The organism is Noviherbaspirillum sedimenti (genome assembly GCF_003590835.1).
Lineage (GTDB): Bacteria > Pseudomonadota > Gammaproteobacteria > Burkholderiales > Burkholderiaceae_D > Paucimonas > Paucimonas sedimenti.
Genome location: NZ_QYUQ01000002.1, coordinates 324,718 through 342,844 on the forward strand (window position 1 = coordinate 324,718; position 18,127 = coordinate 342,844).

The window sequence follows — 18,127 nt, forward strand, 5'->3', positions numbered from 1 at the left end:
ATGAACAAGCAGTTTCTTTCCGGGATAGCAGTCCTAACCATGAGCTTGCACTCAGTTTACGCTTACGCTCAGTCCACGGAACCCCTTCGCATTGGCTTTATCACCGATATGTCGGGCGCGTATCAAGATACCGACGGCGCCGGCGGCGCGGAAGCAATCAAGATGGCAGTTGAAGATTTTGGAGGCTCCGTGCTGGGCCGAAAGATTGAAGTGCTCACTGCTGACCACCTTAACAAGGCGGATAACGCGGCATCGAAGGCACGTGAGTGGATCGATCAAAAAGACGTCAAGATGCTGATCGGCGGCGCCAATTCAGGCGCAGGTCTGGCAATAAATAAAGTCATTGCTGAGAAAAAACGCGTGTATTTCAGCGTGGCTGCCGGTTCGGCGAAACTGACCAATGAAGAGTGCACCCCTTATACCATCCATTATGAGTACGACACTGTCGCATTGGCAAGGGTGACCGGGTCCGCAGTGGTTGCCCAAGGAGGGAAAGACTGGTTCATGCTTGTGTCCGACTATTCGTTCGGTCACTCATTGGCCAATGAAGCCTCCGCAGTCATCAAAGCGAAGGGAGGCTCTGTGGTCGGTTCGGTCAAGCATCCTCTTCTCTCCAACGATATGTCTTCCTACATTCTGCAAGCGCAGGCATCGAAAGCACAGATATTGGGCCTAGCCAATGCCGGTGAGGACACGATCAATTCGATCAAAGCTGCGCATGACTTTGGCTTGACCAAGAAGATGAAGGTTGCCGGCTTGCTGATGGTGATCAACGACATCCATGCACTCGGTCTCTCAGTTGCACAAAACTTGCTGATGGCCGATAGCTGGTATTGGGACAAGGACGAAGCGTCGCGGAAATTCGCCAATCGGTTCTTTGTAAAAATGAAGAGGATGCCGAGCTCGCATCAAGCCGCAGACTATTCGGTCACCGCCACCTACCTGAAGGCCGTGAAGGCTGCCGGCACCGATGACGCCGACAAGGTCATGGCTGAATTAAAGAAGATGAAGCTCGACGATTTCTATAGCAAAGGCTATATCCGCGGCGACGGGCGCTACATTCATGACATGTACCTGATGCAGGTAAAGACACCGGCCGAGTCGAAAAAACCTTGGGATTACTTGAAAATTGTTGCAACCGTCCCGGGTGAAGAAGCTTTTACCAAAGTCTCTGAATCCAAATGCGCTCTCCTGAAAAAATAAATGGACAAGTGCGGGCCGAACGCGCTTGCCATGTTTTTCGAAAATGTATTACAACTGCTTAACCGCAGAGGCATCAATGAACAATGTCAAGCAACGAATCGCGCTAGTAACCGGGGGCGCTAACGGCATCGGAGACGCCATCGTATCGGCACTGGCGGAAAATGGGGTCAAAGTGTTTTCCCTAGACCGCGCAGCACCGAAGCAGCCCCGCGACGGTGTCATTTATCTCGATGCGGATGTATCTCAACCAGACCAGGTGGCCGGTGTGTTCAGCAAGATCGACGCAGTAGGGCAGGGCCTCGACATAGTCGTGCATAGCGCCGGAATTCAGCGCTCCGGTCTAATCGGACAAATGTCGTTCGACAACTGGTCCGCAGTGATCGGAACGCATCTCACAGGCTTGTTTCTATGTGCGTCAGAAGCCATGCCGAGAATGATTAAGCAGGCGCGCGGTGGTGCAATCATCAGTATTGCATCAACCGCGGCATTTGTCGGCTTACCCGGCCGGGGGCCCTATACGGCAGCGAAAGCCGGCATTGTCGGGTTGACCCGATCATTAGCGGTCGAAGCCGCGCCATATAGAATACGTGTGAATGCAGTGGCACCCGGATTTACGCGCACAGCCATCATTGACGATGCAATTGCGAACGGTTCGTTGCAGGAGGACTGGATGCTGGAGCGTGTCCCGCTGCGTCGATTGGCAGAGCCTGCGGAAATCGCGAGCGTCGTAAAATTTCTTTCCAGTGAAGATGCTGCCTATATAACTGGACAAACCATTGTGGCCGACGGCGGTTGGACTATTCAAGGAATTAATGAATCCCCTGACTGGTTGCAGCCAGATGGGGCGCCTCGATGACGTAAGTCACTCTTGTTTCATGAGCAATTCGGCAGCGAAGTCTGCGCGAGATATTGCTGGAACTGGTTTATGTCGGTTTTGTTAAGAAACGGGCAGGTGGTTCGGCCGGGCGAAAATGATTCCGCTATTTGCGAATTGATGCAGGAAATTAAACTGTGGAGGTATATTCTCAGAAAAACAAAAAGGCCAATCCGAAGATTGGCCTAAGTGTTTGATTCGATTGGTCGGGGCGAGAGGATTCGAACCTCCGACCCCTTGCACCCCATGCAAGTACGCTACCAGGCTGCGCTACGCCCCGACGAACTGAAGATTATAGCAGAGGTCAGGATGATGTTGCCACGCAATGCTTGCCAGGTTGGTAAAAAGCTTGCCCTGATAAGCATAAGCGCGATCACCTTTTTCGGCGCCGCACTAACATCGCGAACAAACCGATGAGCATAACGACGCCGACGGCGATGCCCACGCGCGCAAGCAGCAGCAAATGCGAGGGCGCACCGCCGCCGCGCAGGTTTTTGACCTGTTCTGCACTGACTTGCGCTTTCGGGTTGCCATAACGCTGTGTGAGATACGAAGCCAGCGTGGCAATCTGCTGGTCCGACAGCGTGTTTTTAAAGCCGGGCATCAGGATTTCTGTGCTGGCGCCATGCCGCTGTATGCCCTCGAGCATGACCATCACCAGGTTGTTGCTGTTGCTCCTGCCCAGCGCCGTGTTGTGGAACAGCGGCGGCAGGCCGCCGTCGAAACTTCCCTGGCCGCGGGCCTGGTGGCAGGTGGCGCAGTGCGCGTCGTAGAGCTGCGCTCCGGTCAACCGGTTCGGATCTTTCGGCCAGGCCGTGCCGCGGATGCTGTTCAGGTCATCGGCCGCCGCGCCCCAGGCATGGGCCGGGCGGGTATCGCCAGGGTCGCGCAGCGCCGGCACGCCCTTCAGATACACGGCCATGGCGCGCAAATCCTCCAGCGTCAAATGCTGCAGGCTGTGATCGATCGCTTCGGCCATCGGGCCGGATGCCTGGCCCTTGCCGGCGATGCGGCCGAGGCGCATGTAGTCCATCAATTCCTGCTCGCTCCAGCCGCCGATGCCGCTGTTGACGTCCGCGGTGATGTTGGGCGCGTGCCAAGGACCGATATCGCCGCCGCCGAGCTCGCGCGACAGGTCTTCGGCCATGAACATGTTGCGCGGCGTGTGGCAGGTGCCGCAATGCGCCAGCCCGCGCGCAAGATAGGCGCCGCGGTTCCATTCCTCGCTCTTGCCCGGATCGGCGAGGAAGGGTTTGCTGTCGAGGAACAACAGGTTCCACATCGCCATCGATTGCCGGATATTGAAAGGGAAGGGCAGTTCGGTTTTGCGGGCCGGGGCTGCATCGACCGGCGTCACGCCCTGCATGAAGTAGGCATACAGCGCCTGCGCGTCTTCGTCGGTGACGATCGCATAGGCCGTGTAGGGCATCGCCGGATAGAAATGGCGGCCGTCCGGCCCTATGCCCTTGCGCACGGCGTTGGTGAATTGTTCCAGCGTATAGTTGCCGATGCCATGGGTTTTCGACGGCGTGATATTGGTCGAGATGATGTCGCCGATCGGCGTCGGCAATGGCAGGCCGCCGGCCATGGGTTTGCCGCCCGGTACAGTGTGGCAGGCCACGCAATCGCCGGCGCGGGCCAGGTATTCGCCGCGCTTGATCAGCCCGGCATCGGCGTTTTCCATCGCGGTGGCGGCGCTGGCATCGGGCGCGGCGAGTGTTGCGAGCACGGCGAGCGCCGGCAGCAGCGCGCCGGCCAGGAGGCGCAGGCAGGTCAGCGTTTTCAAGTGGACCTCCTGGCTTGCTGCGCAAGGATGTGATCGGCCGTGCGCAGCGCCAGCGCCAGGCCGTTTTCGGTCGAATTGCAGGTGCTGGAGGTGGGCATCACGCCGGTGCTGGCAAAAAACAGGTTGTCGTGGTCGTGGGCGCGCCCCCATTTGTCGCATGCTGAAGTTTTCGGGTCGTTGCCCATGCTGAGCGTGCCGCAGATATGCTGATTGTTGGCGAAATCGCCTTCCTTGCTGTAGCGCAGGTTGGTGCCGCCCATGAGCTCGGCAATGCGCGCGAAATCCTGCTTTGAACGTTCATGCCCCTTGCGCGTGTAGTCGTCGATGGAATAGTGAGCGCGCGGTTTGGGGATGCCCATCGCATCTTTTTCCGCGCCGAGCATGATGCGACGTTCCGGGTCCGGCAGGACTTCGAGCACATTCTTGACGCTGAGCTCGCGCGCGGCGCTGTGGCGCAGCCGTTTTTCCAGCTCGACGCCATAGACGCCCTGGCTGATCAGCGACCGGGTGGCGCCATCGACCCGGGAAATGTTGGTGAAGTCGAGGCGATAGGGCGAATGCTCGGAGCGGAAGGCGCCATCGCGCATGACATTGATCGAACTGGGGCTTTGCGGCCCGCGTCCAAGCCAGAGGTCTTCGTCGGCATCGAAGCTCAGCGAGGTGCTGGGATGGTCCATCAGGTTGCGGCCGACCATGTCGGAACTGTTGGCCAGGCCCTTGGGAAACTTGTCGCTGGCCGACAGCAGCAAAAGCCGCGGGCTTTCGATGCCGTTGGCGGCAACGATGAAGTTTTTTCCGGTGACGCGGTGGGACTTCTTGTCGGGGTCGAAGTACAGCGCAGCCGTAATCCGGCCCTGCGCATCGTGCTCCAGCTTGTAGACGTTGGCATTTGGCAGCAGCCTGGCGCCGGCCGCTTCGGCGGCGTCGGCCGACAGGCCGCCATGGTATTGCGCATCGATCGGGCAGATCGGCTGGCAACTGTTGTTGCCGCAGCAGGGCGGCCGGCCATCGTAAGTGCGGCTGTTGCGCGCGGTGGTATTGCCCACCACTTCGTAGACCGGCGCCAGCCGCTCGCGCAGGCGGCGCATCGCATACGGTTCGGCCACCGGTTCCATCGGAAACGGCTTGCTGCGCGGCGAGCCGGTATTGTCGGCGCCCGATACTCCCATGAGCTCTTCGGCTTCCTGGTAGAAGGGTTCGAGTTCTTCGTAGGTGAGCGGCCAGTCGACGCCGACGCCGTACAGGCTCTTGATCTTGAAATCATTCGGCACGTTGCGCCAGGCGTGCGCCGCCCAGTGCCAGGAAGTGCCGCCGACCTGGCGGATGTACTCGGCCAGATAGGGATAGGGGCCGGCCTGTTCCAGGTAACCGTTATCGGCCGGCAGGTAGATCGGGTGCGGCGCCCACGGCACGGATGGATAGGGCGACATCCAGTCGCTGCGGCGCGGAGAGTTGCGGAAGCGCGCGACCAGTTCGTCGCGTGTCACGCGTGGCCCGGCTTCCAGGATGATGACCGAGGCGCCCGCCAGCGCCAGCTTGCGCGCGGCGAGCGAGCCGATGATGCCGGAGCCGATGACGATGAAATCGGCGGTTAGCTGGTCTGCCATGCTGTGCTCCTCAACCTGGTTTTTTTGTCCAGCTGCCATACACGCCATAGCAGTAGGTGGGCGGTTTCAGGATATCCCCGACGACCTGCGCGTTGAGCGCATTCTCGAACGCCAGCACGCGCGCCTTCTCGCCGCTGCCGACAATGCCCAGGTACCAGGCGGTGACGATCTTGCGCGGCAGCGGCGCCAGCGGCGACTTTTCATCGTCCAGTACCTGCTGCAGTTGCAGCGGATCGATCTTGCGCTCGTTGATCAGTGCTAATAACGAGCGTGTCGACGCCGGAAAAGCGGCGTCGTCGGCGGTGAGGGCGTCGTACAGGCGCTTTGCCTGCTCAGCATCAAGCGACTGGCGACCGGCGAGGATGGCGGAGACCGCCAGGAATGCGCCGCGGTCGGCATCGACTACCGGCTGCGCCAGAGCCCAGGGAATCAGAGAGGCGGTATAGGCGCTCAACAATCCCGCCAGCAATACCCGGCGCGTCGGATCGGCGGGGGAGAGTCCTGTATCGTCGCGTTGCATGCTCAAGTTCAGCTCCCTAAAAATTGTGGCGCAGGCCCATCATCAAGACTGTCTGGCTGCGGCCGGAAGACGGCGTGCCGTTTTGCGAATCGCCGACCACTGCCACGGCATTGACGGGATTGCCGCTTCCCGCCTTGGCCAGGGTCTGACCATCGGCCCGCTGGTAAGCTTCCAGCAGGTAAAAGGCAGTGCGCTTGGAAAACGAATATGTTTGTTCCAATGAGAGTTGATGGTATTTCGCCGGATCGGAGATGCCGTTGGCGGCCCGTTCGCGCGTGTGGCTGTAGCCGGCGCTGACAAACCAGGGCGCAGAAAGCTGGTAGCTTGCGATTACCCCTGCGGTATTGAAGGTCGCCTTGTCCGTGAACAGGGAGCCGCCGCCTGGCCGATAGGCGACATTGGTCGCATTCGCGCCGAGCATCAGTTTGCCGATCGAATAGCGGGCCGCCGCGCCCAGATAGCGGATGGAATCGGCAGAAACATAACCGTTGTTGATCGCTGACATGCCGAAGGTGGCCGAGGCGGTCGGATCCCAGACGCCGGGAGCATTGCCGTTTTTGAGCTGCAAGTAGCCCAGCGCGAAATTCCAGTCGCGATAGTCGTATTTGAAGGCCGCGCTCACCGAGCTGCCACTGGCGTTGCTGCCGGGTTGTTCGCCAAAACCAGCCAGTACGCTGACCTGGGCGCCCGACCATAGCGGTGACGCATAGCTGATGGAATTGCTGATGCGGATCAGGGTGTCGAGTCCGTCGATGTCGCCCGGATGGGCGCCGGTGGCCCCGGTGAGAATGGAGGTGGGGCCGAGCGGGCCGACAAACAGGTAATACGGCGAATATTGGCGGCCGACGTTCAGCGTGCCATAGTGTTTATTGGTCAGTCCTAGGGTCGTCTGACGACTGAAAATGCCGGTGGAATTGAATTCGACCGCATCGAATCCGCTTTCCAGCACGAAGATTGCCTGTGTGTCGCTTCCCAGGTCTTCGCTGCCCTTCAAGCCGAACTTGCTGGCGGCAAGATTCCCGCTGCGCAATTTCGTTTTTGAAGAGCCATTTTGATTGCTGACATACATCAGGGCCACATCGACGGTGCCGTAGAGCGTCACATTGGTTTGCGCCCCGGCATCGGCACAGATACCGGCAGCTATTGCTATCGTCCCCGCAAGCAATACATGACTTTTGAGCGTCATCGCTGCCTCCGTTCAGATCGGCACTATTCAAACAAGGGGTACAGGCTTGGTACAGGCTTCGCTACGATCTCACCGATTCCACAAAACCAGACAGGAACTGCTGCAGTTGCGCCTTGATTTTTTCGTCGGCCATTTCGCCGCTCTCGTTGAACACGTTGCCGGCACGTGACACCATCAGTCGCCCGCCGAACCAGGGCTGCATGCCGAGGGTGCGCAGCACCGGCAGCCAGGCATTTTGTGCCAGGATGGTGCCGAAGCCTCCGGGCGAGGCGCCGATGACGGCCACCGGGCGCTGGCGGAATATGCGTGCAATGTCGGCCGGTGGTCGCGTCAGCCAGTCGATTGCGTTTTTCAATACGCCAGGTATCGAATTGTTGTACTCGGGCGTTATCAGCAGCAAGCCGTCGGCAGCGGCAATCTGGTTTTTCAATTGCTCGACCAGCGGCGGAATGCCGTCTTTCTCTTCGATATCACCATCGTATAGCGGAATGCCGCGAATGGACGCAATCTCCAGCGTGGAGCCGGGTGGCATCAGCGTAGCGGCAGTACGCAACAGGGCCGCGTTATACGAGCCGACGCGCAGGCTGCCGGCTATACCGATTATTCTTGTCATGAGGTTTCCCTGATTGATTGCGGGAATCTTCCTGTTGCCTCAAAGGTCTTGCGCTTGCTTCTCCTTTAGCGATGAAGCGCTATCGTCAAGGATAGCGCACCGGCTTGCCTGGCAGGTCGGGCAAGGGGATGAATTCGGTCTCGCCCGGTACTGCCGGAAAACGCTGCTCACGCCATTCCTGCTTGGCCTGTTCGATGCGTTCTGCCGAACTGGAAACAAAATTCCAGGTTAGATAGCGCGGCCCATCCATTGGTTCACCGCCCAGCAGCATCACGCGGGCACCTGCATGGCCGGCAGCGGCGAGCACGACGCGCTTGCCTGGTTTGAATACCAGCAATTGACCGGCATCGAATACGCCATCACGGCCCAGATCGAGGCGGCCCGCCACCACGTAGGCCGCCTGTTCCGCATAATCGGCGGGAACCTCGATGCGGGCGCCGGGTTGCAATTGCAGGTCGACATAAAACAGGTCGGAAAGCGTCGGCACCGGCGAACGCCGGCCGAAAAAGCTGCCGGCGATGATGCGCGCCGACACGCCTTCGGCTGCTTCCACCGGCAGCTCGGCGACGCCGGTGTGTTGAAAGTCGGGTGCGCATTCTTCCTGCGCGCGCGGCAGCGCGACCCAGCACTGCAGGCCGGATAGCGACGATTCATGCTGCCGCACGGCGGGGGCGGTGCGTTCGGAATGAACGATGCCGCTGCCGGCCGTCATCCAGTTGACGTCGCCGGGGCTGATTGCCTGCACGCTGCCCAGGCTGTCGCGGTGCAGGATTTCGCCGGAAAAAAGATACGTGACGGTCGCCAGCCCGATGTGCGGGTGCGGACGCACATCCAGTCCGTGGCCCGGAGAGAAAATGTGCGGGCCCATCTGGTCGAGAAAGACGAAGGGGCCGACCATGCGCTTCTGTCGCGATGGCAGTGCGCGCCGCACTTCGAAGTGGTCGCCCAGATCGTGGGTGCGCGGTACCACCACGACTTCCAGTGCACTGTCCGGCGGCAAATCAGACTCGACCGACATGGTTATTCCTCTTGCGTGAAAATCCGGATTTCACCCGACAGCACTTTGTGGATCGGGCACTTGTTGGCGATTTCGGTCAGCCGTGCGCACTGTTCGGCATCGAGTGCGCCGACGTAGTGGATATGCCGCTTCAATACAAAGGCGTCGCCCTCGTGCGCATGTTCGACGCGCACCTGCACGTCTTCCAGCGGCCACGCCTTGCGGCGCGCATACAGGGTCAGTGTCAGCGCGGTGCAGGCGCCCAAGGATGCGGCGAGGAGCTCGTGCGGCGAGGGGCCGGTGTCTTCGCCGCCGACCTGCGGCGACTCATCGGTCAACAGCCGGTGCGGCCCGATGTCGATGAAGTGCTGCAGCTTGCCCTGGCCTTTGTGTACTTTTACGTCCATCGTTCCCCCTGTCGGCTTTATATGCGGACGCTGGCAGCGGCACGCACGCTTCCTTTCAAGAATCCATTCTACGGCGACAAGTGTCAAATACAAAGATCAAAATATTGAATGTTTCTGTCGATATATTTCATGGATCTTCAGGGACGTTCGGCACGGATGCAAGCAATACTGGCGCAGCAGGACGGCCGCATTCCCGGCGCCGTGACCGTGGCCGATCATGAAATCGAGACATTCGTGCGCGATGCGCCCGCCGAGGGGGAAGTGATTGTGCCCAGGCTGGCGGTATCGAGGCCTGGCGCGAGGCTGGCTATGCTATCGAAAAGGCTTAGCCGACGCTGTCCGCGGCCGCCAGCAGGTGGCCCAGTTTTTCGGCCTTGGTATCGAGGTAGCGGGTATTGAAGCGGTTGCGGTTGACGATCAGCGGTATGCGCGATTCGACTGGCACGCCATCCTTGCCCAGCGCTGCCACCTTGCGCGGATTGTTGGTCATCAGGCGCAGGCTGGCAATGCCCATATGTTGCAGCATCGGCTTGCACAGGGTGTAGTCGCGCAGGTCGTCGCCAAAGCCCAGCTGATGGTTGGCCTCGACCGTGTCGGCACCCTGTTCCTGCAGCCGGTAGGCGCGGATTTTGTTGAGCAGGCCGATGCCGCGGCCTTCCTGGCGCAGATACAGCAGCACGCCGCGTCCTTCTTCGGCGATCTTTTGCAAGGCCGTTTCCAGCTGGGCGCCGCAATCGCAGCGCTGGCTGAACAGGGCGTCACCGGTCAGGCATTCGGAGTGCACGCGCGCCAGTACCGGCGCGCCGTCGTCAAAGGTGCCAAGGCTCAGCGCCAGATGCTCCTTGCCTGTGTCATGTTCGATGAAGCCATGCAGGGTAAACGTGGCCCAGGGGGTGGGCAGCTCGCAGGACGCCACAAACTCGATTCCGGCATCGATGGAAGCATCGGAGGGGGACTCTGGTTTTGATGACATGGCAAATTTCCTGCAATCGGTTATAAAAATGAATAAGGCGCGCCCCTTGCGGGAACGCGCCATTTTATCGCTTTATCGCGAAACAGGTTCAGGCGGAGCGATGGTCAATTGGGCAAATCAAACAGCAGGATTTCAGCATCTTCTGCCTGGGCAAGCGTGACCGTGCTTTCATCGCTCAGCTTCAGCGCATCACCCGTCGAAAGCGCTGTGCCGTTGACAGTAACTTGTCCGCGCACGACATGGACATACGCGATGCGTCCTGCCGCCAGTGCATGGTTGAGCTGGTCGGCGCTGCGCATGATCGATGCATAGATCGACGCATTCTGATGAATCAGCACCGAGCCGTCGCGGCCATCGGGCGAGGCGATCAGGCGCAGGCGGCCCTGCTTCGAAGCGGCATCAACGTGCTTTTCCTCATGGCTGGGGGCAATGCCTGTGACATTCGGCTCGATCCAGATCTGCAGGAAATGCACCGGCTCGGTGCTTGAGTGGTTGTACTCGCTGTGCGCCACGCCGGTGCCGGCGCTCATGCGCTGCACGTCGCCATAGCGCAGCACCGAGCCATTGCCCATGCTGTCCTTGTGTTCCAGGGCGCCGTCGAGCACGTACGAAATGATTTCCATGTCGCGGTGGCTATGGGTGCCAAAACCGCGCCCGGCATGCACCTGGTCTTCATTGATCACGCGTAGCGGACCAAAGCCCATATGCTCGAGATCGAAGTAGTCGGCGAAGGAAAATGAGTGTTGCGACCTGAGCCAGCCATGATCGGCCCTGCCGCGTGCGTTGCTCTTGCGAATCTGTAGCATGGTGTGCTCCATCGAAGGTGGTTGGTCGGGTTTATGTGCAATAATTTCGATTGATGAAATTATCTTTTCTTCCTCTTTCCTGTACTTGAATTTCTGTGTAATCAAGCGATGTAAAGAGTATGCTCTGGCAAACTCAAAAAGAAAAACGGAAAATTTACCAATCTATCATCGAAAAAATCGAATGTTAAGAATCAGCCTGGATGCCCTGCAAATCATCGATACGATCGACCGCCGCGGTTCGTTTTCCGCCGCCGGAAAAGAACTGTTTCGTGTGCCGTCGACGATTTCCTATACGGTTTCCAAGCTCGAGGATGAGCTGGGCGTGCAGTTGTTCGAGCGCATGGGGCCGAAGGTCAGCCTGACACCGGCCGGGCAGGAATTGCTCAAGGAAGGACGTTATCTGCTCAAGGCCGCGAGCGACCTCGAGTCACGCGTGCGGCGGGTCGCTTCGGGCTGGGAAACCGAACTGGCGATCGGCATGGATGCGATGTTTTCGGCGGCCGCGCTGCAGGATGATATCGCCGCTTTTTGCCAGGTCGCGGATCAGACGCGCCTGCGTCTCGCGCAGGAAGTGTTGTCTGGTTCCTGGGAAGCCTTGCTGGACCGGCGCGTCGATCTGCTGGTCGGCGCCGCCGGTGCAGGCCCGTCGGGCGGCGGCTACACAGCCGAGGCGATCGGCAGGCTGCCGTTCGTATTCGTGGTGGCGCCATCCCACCCGCTGGCCGGAATTTCTCGCCGGCTCGCCAAGGCCGATCTGCACGAGCACCGGGCGATTGCCGTTGCCGATTCGGCGCGCCACATGGCGGTGCGCACGGTCGGCCTGCTGTTCGGGCAGGATACGCTGACCGTGGGCGATATGCGCACCAAGTACCAATTCCATGTCGCCGGCCTCGGTTTCGGCTTTTTGCCCGCGCCCTACGCGCGGGCGGCGATTGCTGACGGATTGCTGGTGGAAAAGAATGTCGAAGAGCCGAAGCCCGATGAAACGTTTTACATGGCCTGGCGCACTGGCGAGGAAGGCGCCGCGCTCAAGTGGTGGATCGAGCGCATGCGCACCGCGGCGCCATTCGAACGGCTGGTGCACTGGATGGCGGCAATGCCGAAGGGCTGAATCGGCGCCGGCTTATTGCCTTGGCACGACGAAGCGCCAGCGCGAACGGGCCGGATCAGTCTTTTCGCAGCGTTCCACATACAGCGGCCGCCAGCGATGCGTCTTGTCGAAGGTTGAGTCGGACTCGGGGCCTGCCGTCAAACAGAGATTGGCGCCGGCAAGTTCCACTCGGCCATCCTTGTGGAAAGTGAAGCGCTGCAGCTTGTCCGCTTCCATGAAAGGTGAACGCTCGCCACATTCGCGTGGCATCACCGCTGCGCCGGGCAAGGCCCGCGAATTCAACCCCGCCACCGTGGCGCAGGCGCCGTATGCCGGAAACTTGATGTACGGGCCATCGATTACCACGGCTTCGTCCTGATACAGGCCGGGCTTGCAATTGTGCGCCGTCATCGGCAGGTCAAAGCGGATGTGATTCCCTGAGCCCATGATGTCCAGGCAGTAGCCATCCTGTGGCCGGTCCAGGTCATTGATGAGACGCAGATGCCCGGGCGTGGCGGCTGCCAGCGTCGCGGCATGCACCGGCAGGCTTGACGCCGTGATGCCCAGGCAGAGTAACGCCACAAGTCGGCAGGCAAAGTGCGGGGCTTTTATAATCTTCATTTTCGAAACGGCCAGTGAATACGTTGGATGAAGCGATTATCAGGCAAATTCCGATGTCTCGCAGAAGCCGGACAATCCACTGACACGCAAGACCGTGCCTGGGCCTGGCGGGTCCGGCATCATTTAGACAGGGAGTGACATATGCCCATCAAGATCAGCCAGCAATTCGACGCCGGCGCCATTGAGATCGTCAGCGCGGCGCGCGCCGACGCCATCGAACTGAATCTGCGCAAGGACAGTCATGCCGATTTCATGCAATGGTTTTACTTTCGCCTGCAAGGCGGGGCAGGGCAGGATTGCATCCTGCGCATCATGAACGCCGGCCAGGCCACTTATCCGCAGGGTTGGGAAGGCTACCAGGCAGTGGCCAGCTACGACCGCGAGCACTGGTTCCGCGTGCCGACTGCCTACGATGGCCAGGTGCTCACCATTTGTCATGTCCCCGAGCGCGACAGCGTGTATTACGCCTATTTCGAGCCGTATTCGTGGGAGCGCCACTTGCGCCTGCTGGGCCGCATCGATGCCGCGCCGCTGGCGCGGGTGGAAGACCTTGGCAGCACGCTCGACGGCCGCGACCTGAACCTGGCGGTGATCGGCGATCCTGCCGCGACCAAAAAAGTCTGGATCATCGCCCGTCAGCATCCGGGCGAGTCGATGGCACAATGGCTGGTCGAAGGCCTGGCCGAGGCGCTGCTCGATGCTGCCAATCCGCTGGCGCGCCGCCTGCTGCAGCAGGCCGTGTTCTACATCGTGCCGAACATGAACCCGGACGGTTCGGTGCGCGGCAACCTGCGCACCAACGCCGCCGGCGCCAACCTCAACCGCGAATGGATGGCGCCGTCGATGGAAAGCAGCCCGGAAGTCTTCCTGGTGAAGCACAGGATGTACGCAAGCGGCTGCGATCTCTTCCTCGACATTCACGGCGACGAAGCCCTGCCTTACGTGTTTGTCGCCGGCTGTGAAATGCTGGAAGACTTCAGTGCGCGCCAGGCGGCAGAGCAGCAAGCTTTCATCGAGGCATTCAGGCGCGCCAGTCCGGATTTCCAGACCAGGGTAGGGTATGAGCCCGGCAAGTACCAGGCCGACATGCTGAAGCTGGCCTCCAAGTACATCGGCCACGCCTTCAAGTGCGTCTCGCTAACGCTGGAAATGCCATTCAAGGACAATGCCGACTTGCCGGATGCTGCAGTCGGCTGGAATGGCGCGCGCAGCGCACGTCTGGGGCAGGCGATGTTGCAGCCGATTTTGCGGCATGTGGAGGGGAATGGCGGAACTTGATCCGCCGCCATCTCAGTGCAGATGCGAAGGTGTCTGCGCCGCTTCTTCCGGCATCTCGGCGTGCACCAGTTCGCTTTCCAGGTCGCAATACAGCGGTGCGCCGCAATCGTCGCAGAATTCCATCGGGAAGATTTCCTCATGGTGCTTGATATGCACCACGCCGGACTCGCGCAGCAGCGCGGTGATTTCCTGGGCCGGCGTCTGCGGTGCATCGGGATCGGCCACGCCGGGTATCTCTTCCAGCGCTTCTTCTTCGCCGTACAGCGGCCACACCAGGCCGTACACGACTTCCATGCCCGGGCGCAGCACATAGCTGACACGGTATTCGTCGATGCGACCGTCGCCGGCCGGGTCGGCAAAGCCGCCGATCACCGCGCTCAAGTCTTCCGGTCCAATATTCAGGGTATGGGTCAGGTAATGCACCGCGGCCTTCACCGAGGCCGGGCGGATCGCCTTGTCGGCGGTACGGCAGGCCATGAAATAGGCGTCCGGCAACAGTAGCTCGATGCCGCAGCCCGGCAGCAGCCGTTCCACGCTTGGCTGGCCCTGGGCCTGCCATTGCGCCAACGCGGTGGCACGTTCGGCCGGATTGACCGCTTCCTGCCAGCGGAACAGCGGCGCACCGAGCGGCGCCACCACGGTGGCCAGCAGATAGCGGGTATCGGCCAGGAAAGGCACGGTTTCCGGCACGCTGGCCGGGGTGCGCAGCGGCGTCCTGGTGAGCGCGGCCTGCGCCATGCGCTGGATCAGGGCGTAGGTGTCGGCGTGGTTCTTGGGCAGCTGGTCAATCGAATACAGCATCGGCGCCATCGCCAGCTGCGTGTCTGCGGCCAGCACGTGGGCCTGCAGTTGTGCCGACAGGGTCAGCAGCAAATCCTGGGCAAATGGCCCGGAGGCGATCGAGAAACGGGTCCAGGCGAGGATGGGCGCGGCGATCAGCAGCGCCTGGTATTGCTTGCCTTCGTGCTCGACGATGCAGGATTCGCTGCCGGCTTCGACACCGTCCATCAATACTTCATAAGCTTCCGAGCGGGTCTTGAACAATTGTTCGAGCGCGGCATCGATATCGGCCTGGTGACCCAGGCGCAGTGCCTTGTGCAGCAGCGCATCCAGGTCGCGCTCCCAGGCGCGCTCCTCGACCCGGCTGGACGCCTGGATCAGCGCCTTGCACAGCCCGATCAGGCGTTGGCTATCGGCGGAGAGGCGGGCGGAAGGTCCCTTTAACGAGCGGCGCATGGTGGAATCTTTTTATGGAGAAATAACGGTGAATCGAGGGCGTTGCCTTGCAGCGCCAATGTTGGCCTAATTGTAGCGATTTTCGCTGGCAGATGTGGCGCAATGTCAAAAGAAAACGGGGTCGGCAAGGCCGACCCCGTTTTGATGCGCCGGCATCGATGATGCCGGCGCGGTACTGGCTTGCTTAGGCAGCCAGCAGCTGACGCAGAACGAACGGAAGAATGCCGCCGTGCTTGTAGTAGTCCACTTCGATCGGCGTGTCGATGCGCAGCAGGACCTTGACGTCCTGCTTCTTGCCATCGGCACGGTTGATCACCAGCGTGACTTGCTGCTGCGGCTTGATGTCGGACTCGATGCCTTTCAGGTCGAAAGTCTCATTGCCGGTGATGCCCAGCGATTGCACGCTGTCGTCGCCGAGGAATTGCAGCGGCAACACGCCCATGCCAACCAGGTTGGAACGGTGGATACGCTCGAACGAACGGGCGATCACGGCTTTCACGCCCAGCAACTGGGTGCCCTTGGCAGCCCAGTCGCGCGAGGAACCGGTGCCGTACTCTTCGCCACCGAAGACCATGGTCGGTACGCCGTCGTTGACATATTCCATGGCGGCGTCGTAGATCGACATTTCGCGGCCAGTTGGCTGGTGAATCGTGATGCCGCCTTCGACGCGCGAACCGTCGGCCTTGGCCGGGATCATCAGGTTCTTGATCCGGACGTTGGCGAAAGTGCCGCGCATCATGACTTCATGGTTACCCCGGCGCGAGCCGTAGGAATTGAAGTCGGCCTTCAGCACGCCATTGGCCAGCAGCCATTTGCCTGCCGGGCTGGTGTCCTTGATCGAGCCGGCCGGGGAGATATGGTCGGTGGTGATCGAGTCGCCGAACACGCCCAGTGCGCGCGCGCCCTGGATACCGGTGGCGGCGGCTTTCGGTTCCATCGTGAAGTCGTCGAAGAACGGCGGCTCGGCGATGTAGGTCGAAGTCGGCCAGTTGTAGACTTCGCCCTTGGCGACGCCCTTGATGCCTTCCCACAGCTTGCCCGGCTTGGTCTTGACCTGGGCGTAGTTTTCCTTGAAGGTCTTGGCATTCATCGCGTGCTTCATCAGCTTGGCGATTTCATGCGAAGTCGGCCAGATGTCGCCCAGGAAGATGTCCTTGCCCTTGACGCGGCCAACCGGTTCGGTCATCAGATCGCGGGTCATGTTGCCGGCGATTGCATAGGCAACCACCAGCGGTGGCGAAGCCAGGAAGTTGGAGCGGATGTTCGGATGGATCCGCGCTTCAAAGTTACGGTTGCCCGACAAAACGGCGGAAGCCACGATGTCGTTCTTGACGATCGCTTCGTTCATTTCCGCAGTCAGGTCGCCGGCGTTGCCGATACAGGTGGTGCAGCCATAGGCAGTGACGCCGAAGCCCAGTTTTTCCAGGTACGGCAACAGGCCTGCGGCGGCCAGATATTCCGTCACCACGCGCGAGCCAGGGGCCAGCGAAGTCTTGATGTGCGGCGAAACCTTCAAGCCTGCTTCGACCGCTTTCTTGGCCAGCAGGCCCGCTGCCAGCAGCACGCTCGGGTTGGAGGTGTTGGTGCAGGAAGTGATGGCGGCGATCAGCACATCGCCATTCTTGACCTTGACGCCGTTGGATGTCTCGTACTGCGCATCGAGATCTTCTGCCTTCTTGTTGAAACCGTTTTCCGAAGTCGGCTTGGCGAACAGGTCGGCAAAGGTCGATTTGACGTTGCCGATTTCGATACGGTCTTGCGGACGCTTCGGACCGGCCAGCGAAGGGGCAACCGAACCCAGGTCGAGCGCGACCACGTGGGTGTAATCGATTTCGCCGGATTTCGGAATGCCGAACAGCTTTTGTGCCTTGAAGTAGGCTTCGAAAGCGTCGATTTCAGCCTTGCTGCGGCCGGTGCCCTTGAAGTAGTCGATGGTCGCTTCGTCAACCGGGAAGAAGCCCATGGTGGCGCCGTATTCCGGCGCCATGTTGGCGATGGTGGCGCGGTCGGTCAGCGACAGCGTTTCGGTGCCTTCGCCGAAGAATTCGACGAACTTGCCGACGACTTTCTCTTTACGCAGCATTTCGGTAATGGTCAGCACCAGATCGGTAGCGGTGACGCCTTCACGCAGGATGCCGGTCAGGTTCACGCCGACCACGTCCGGGGTCAGGAAGTACACCGGCTGGCCCAGCATGCCGGCTTCGGCTTCGATGCCGCCCACGCCCCAGCCGACCACGCCGATACCGTTGATCATGGTGGTGTGGGAGTCGGTACCGACCAGGGTGTCAGGGTAGTAGACTTTTTCTTTCTTGTGCACGCCGCGTGCCAGGTATTCCAGGTTGACCTGGTGGACGATGCCGAAGCCCGGGGGCACGACGCCGAAGGTGTCGAATGCCTGCATGCCCCACTTCATGAACTGGTAGCGCTCGTTGTTGCGCGAGAATTCCAGTTTCATGTTCAGGTCGAGGGCTTTCTTTTCGCGGAAGTGGTCGATCTGCACGGAGTGGTCAACCACCAGGTCCACCGGCACCAGCGGCTCGATGTTCTTCGGATTCTTGCCATTCTTGGAGGCGACGCCACGCATGGCGGCCAGATCGGCCAGCAGCGGCACGCCGGTGAAATCCTGCAGTACTACGCGGGAAACCACGAACGGGATTTCATCGGTGCGCTCGGCGGTCGGGGCCCAGCCTGCGAGCTGCCGAACATGCTCTTCGGTCACTTTTTTGCCGTCGCAGTTGCGCAGCACCGATTCCAGCACGATACGGATCGATACCGGCAGACGCGAAATATCCACGCCGAGTTTTTTACCCAGCGCGGGGAGCGAATAGAACTGACCTTTCTTGGAACCCGAAATCGGGAATTCCTTGAGCGTGTTCAGAGTGTTGCGGGACATAACCTCTCCTTAGATATAACAAGACAAAGCTAACGGG

Annotated in this window: 16 protein-coding genes and 1 tRNA gene; 4 read left to right on the forward strand and 13 right to left on the reverse strand. The window is 60.4% G+C overall.

Annotated features, from left to right (window positions below):
• Positions 1–39: 39 nt before the first annotated feature.
• Both D3878_RS01615 and D3878_RS01620 read left to right on the forward strand, forming a co-directional pair.
• The gene (locus D3878_RS01615) at positions 40–1,203 is read left to right on the forward strand and encodes an ABC transporter substrate-binding protein (RefSeq protein WP_420799571.1); all 1,164 of its coding nucleotides are present in this window, start codon (positions 40–42) and stop codon (positions 1,201–1,203) included.
• A 76-nt stretch (positions 1,204–1,279) separates the two neighbouring features.
• Positions 1,280–2,059 carry an SDR family NAD(P)-dependent oxidoreductase gene (locus D3878_RS01620; protein WP_158592150.1) on the forward strand — a complete coding sequence of 260 codons (780 nt, stop codon included), beginning with the start codon at positions 1,280–1,282 and terminating at the stop codon, positions 2,057–2,059.
• 221 nt (positions 2,060–2,280) lie between these two features.
• Here D3878_RS01620 and D3878_RS01625 read toward each other — a convergent pair.
• The 10 genes from D3878_RS01625 to D3878_RS01670 form a co-directional block, all read right to left on the reverse strand.
• Positions 2,281–2,357: transfer RNA gene (locus tag D3878_RS01625), tRNA-Pro, on the reverse strand.
• 93 nt (positions 2,358–2,450) lie between these two features.
• The gene (locus tag D3878_RS01630; protein ID WP_233556196.1) at positions 2,451–3,863 is read right to left on the reverse strand and encodes a cytochrome c; all 1,413 of its coding nucleotides are present in this window, start codon (positions 3,861–3,863) and stop codon (positions 2,451–2,453) included.
• The gene (locus D3878_RS01635; protein ID WP_119783889.1) at positions 3,860–5,470 is read right to left on the reverse strand and encodes a GMC family oxidoreductase; all 1,611 of its coding nucleotides are present in this window, start codon (positions 5,468–5,470) and stop codon (positions 3,860–3,862) included. The genes D3878_RS01630 and D3878_RS01635 overlap by 4 nt, the downstream gene beginning before the upstream one ends.
• A gap of 10 nt (positions 5,471–5,480) precedes the next feature.
• Positions 5,481–5,990: a sugar dehydrogenase complex small subunit gene (locus tag D3878_RS01640; protein WP_119783890.1), complete on the reverse strand. Its 510-nt coding sequence runs from the start codon at positions 5,988–5,990 to the stop codon at positions 5,481–5,483.
• A gap of 16 nt (positions 5,991–6,006) precedes the next feature.
• Positions 6,007–7,176, reverse strand: coding sequence for a porin (locus D3878_RS01645; RefSeq protein ID WP_119783891.1), 1,170 nt, complete (start codon positions 7,174–7,176; stop codon positions 6,007–6,009).
• A gap of 61 nt (positions 7,177–7,237) precedes the next feature.
• Complete coding sequence (locus D3878_RS01650; protein ID WP_119783892.1) at positions 7,238–7,789, reverse strand: NADPH-dependent FMN reductase; 552 nt, start codon at positions 7,787–7,789, stop codon at positions 7,238–7,240.
• 85 nt (positions 7,790–7,874) lie between these two features.
• A complete protein-coding gene (locus tag D3878_RS01655) occupies positions 7,875–8,807 on the reverse strand; it encodes a pirin family protein (protein ID WP_119783893.1) in 933 nt (310 codons plus the stop codon).
• Positions 8,808–8,809: 2 nt separating this feature from the next.
• Positions 8,810–9,193: an OsmC family protein gene (locus D3878_RS01660; RefSeq protein WP_119783894.1), complete on the reverse strand. Its 384-nt coding sequence runs from the start codon at positions 9,191–9,193 to the stop codon at positions 8,810–8,812.
• A 325-nt stretch (positions 9,194–9,518) separates the two neighbouring features.
• On the reverse strand, positions 9,519–10,166 hold the full coding sequence (gene ribA / locus D3878_RS01665) for a GTP cyclohydrolase II (protein ID WP_119783895.1): 648 nt from the start codon (positions 10,164–10,166) through the stop codon (positions 9,519–9,521).
• Between the two features lie 104 nt (positions 10,167–10,270).
• Positions 10,271–10,972, reverse strand: a complete 702-nt coding sequence (locus D3878_RS01670) for a pirin family protein (protein ID WP_119783896.1) — start codon at positions 10,970–10,972, stop codon at positions 10,271–10,273.
• A 181-nt stretch (positions 10,973–11,153) separates the two neighbouring features.
• Between D3878_RS01670 and D3878_RS01675 the strand changes: the two genes are divergently transcribed.
• Entirely contained in the window at positions 11,154–12,083 is a 930-nt protein-coding gene (locus tag D3878_RS01675) for a LysR substrate-binding domain-containing protein (RefSeq protein ID WP_119783897.1), read from the forward strand.
• A 12-nt stretch (positions 12,084–12,095) separates the two neighbouring features.
• Here the strand turns inward: D3878_RS01675 and D3878_RS01680 are convergent, their stop codons facing one another.
• A complete protein-coding gene (locus D3878_RS01680; protein WP_199688058.1) occupies positions 12,096–12,644 on the reverse strand; it encodes an RICIN domain-containing protein in 549 nt (182 codons plus the stop codon).
• Between the two features lie 180 nt (positions 12,645–12,824).
• Here D3878_RS01680 and D3878_RS01685 point away from each other — a divergent pair, with 180 nt between their 5' ends.
• On the forward strand, positions 12,825–13,961 hold the full coding sequence (locus D3878_RS01685; RefSeq protein ID WP_119783899.1) for a M14 family metallopeptidase: 1,137 nt from the start codon (positions 12,825–12,827) through the stop codon (positions 13,959–13,961).
• A 12-nt stretch (positions 13,962–13,973) separates the two neighbouring features.
• Here D3878_RS01685 and D3878_RS01690 read toward each other — a convergent pair whose 3' ends face one another.
• A complete protein-coding gene (locus D3878_RS01690) occupies positions 13,974–15,197 on the reverse strand; it encodes a DUF2863 family protein (RefSeq protein ID WP_119783900.1) in 1,224 nt (407 codons plus the stop codon).
• A 184-nt stretch (positions 15,198–15,381) separates the two neighbouring features.
• On the reverse strand, positions 15,382–18,090 hold the full coding sequence (acnA, locus tag D3878_RS01695) for an aconitate hydratase AcnA (protein WP_119783901.1): 2,709 nt from the start codon (positions 18,088–18,090) through the stop codon (positions 15,382–15,384).
• Positions 18,091–18,127: the final 37 nt, after the last annotated feature.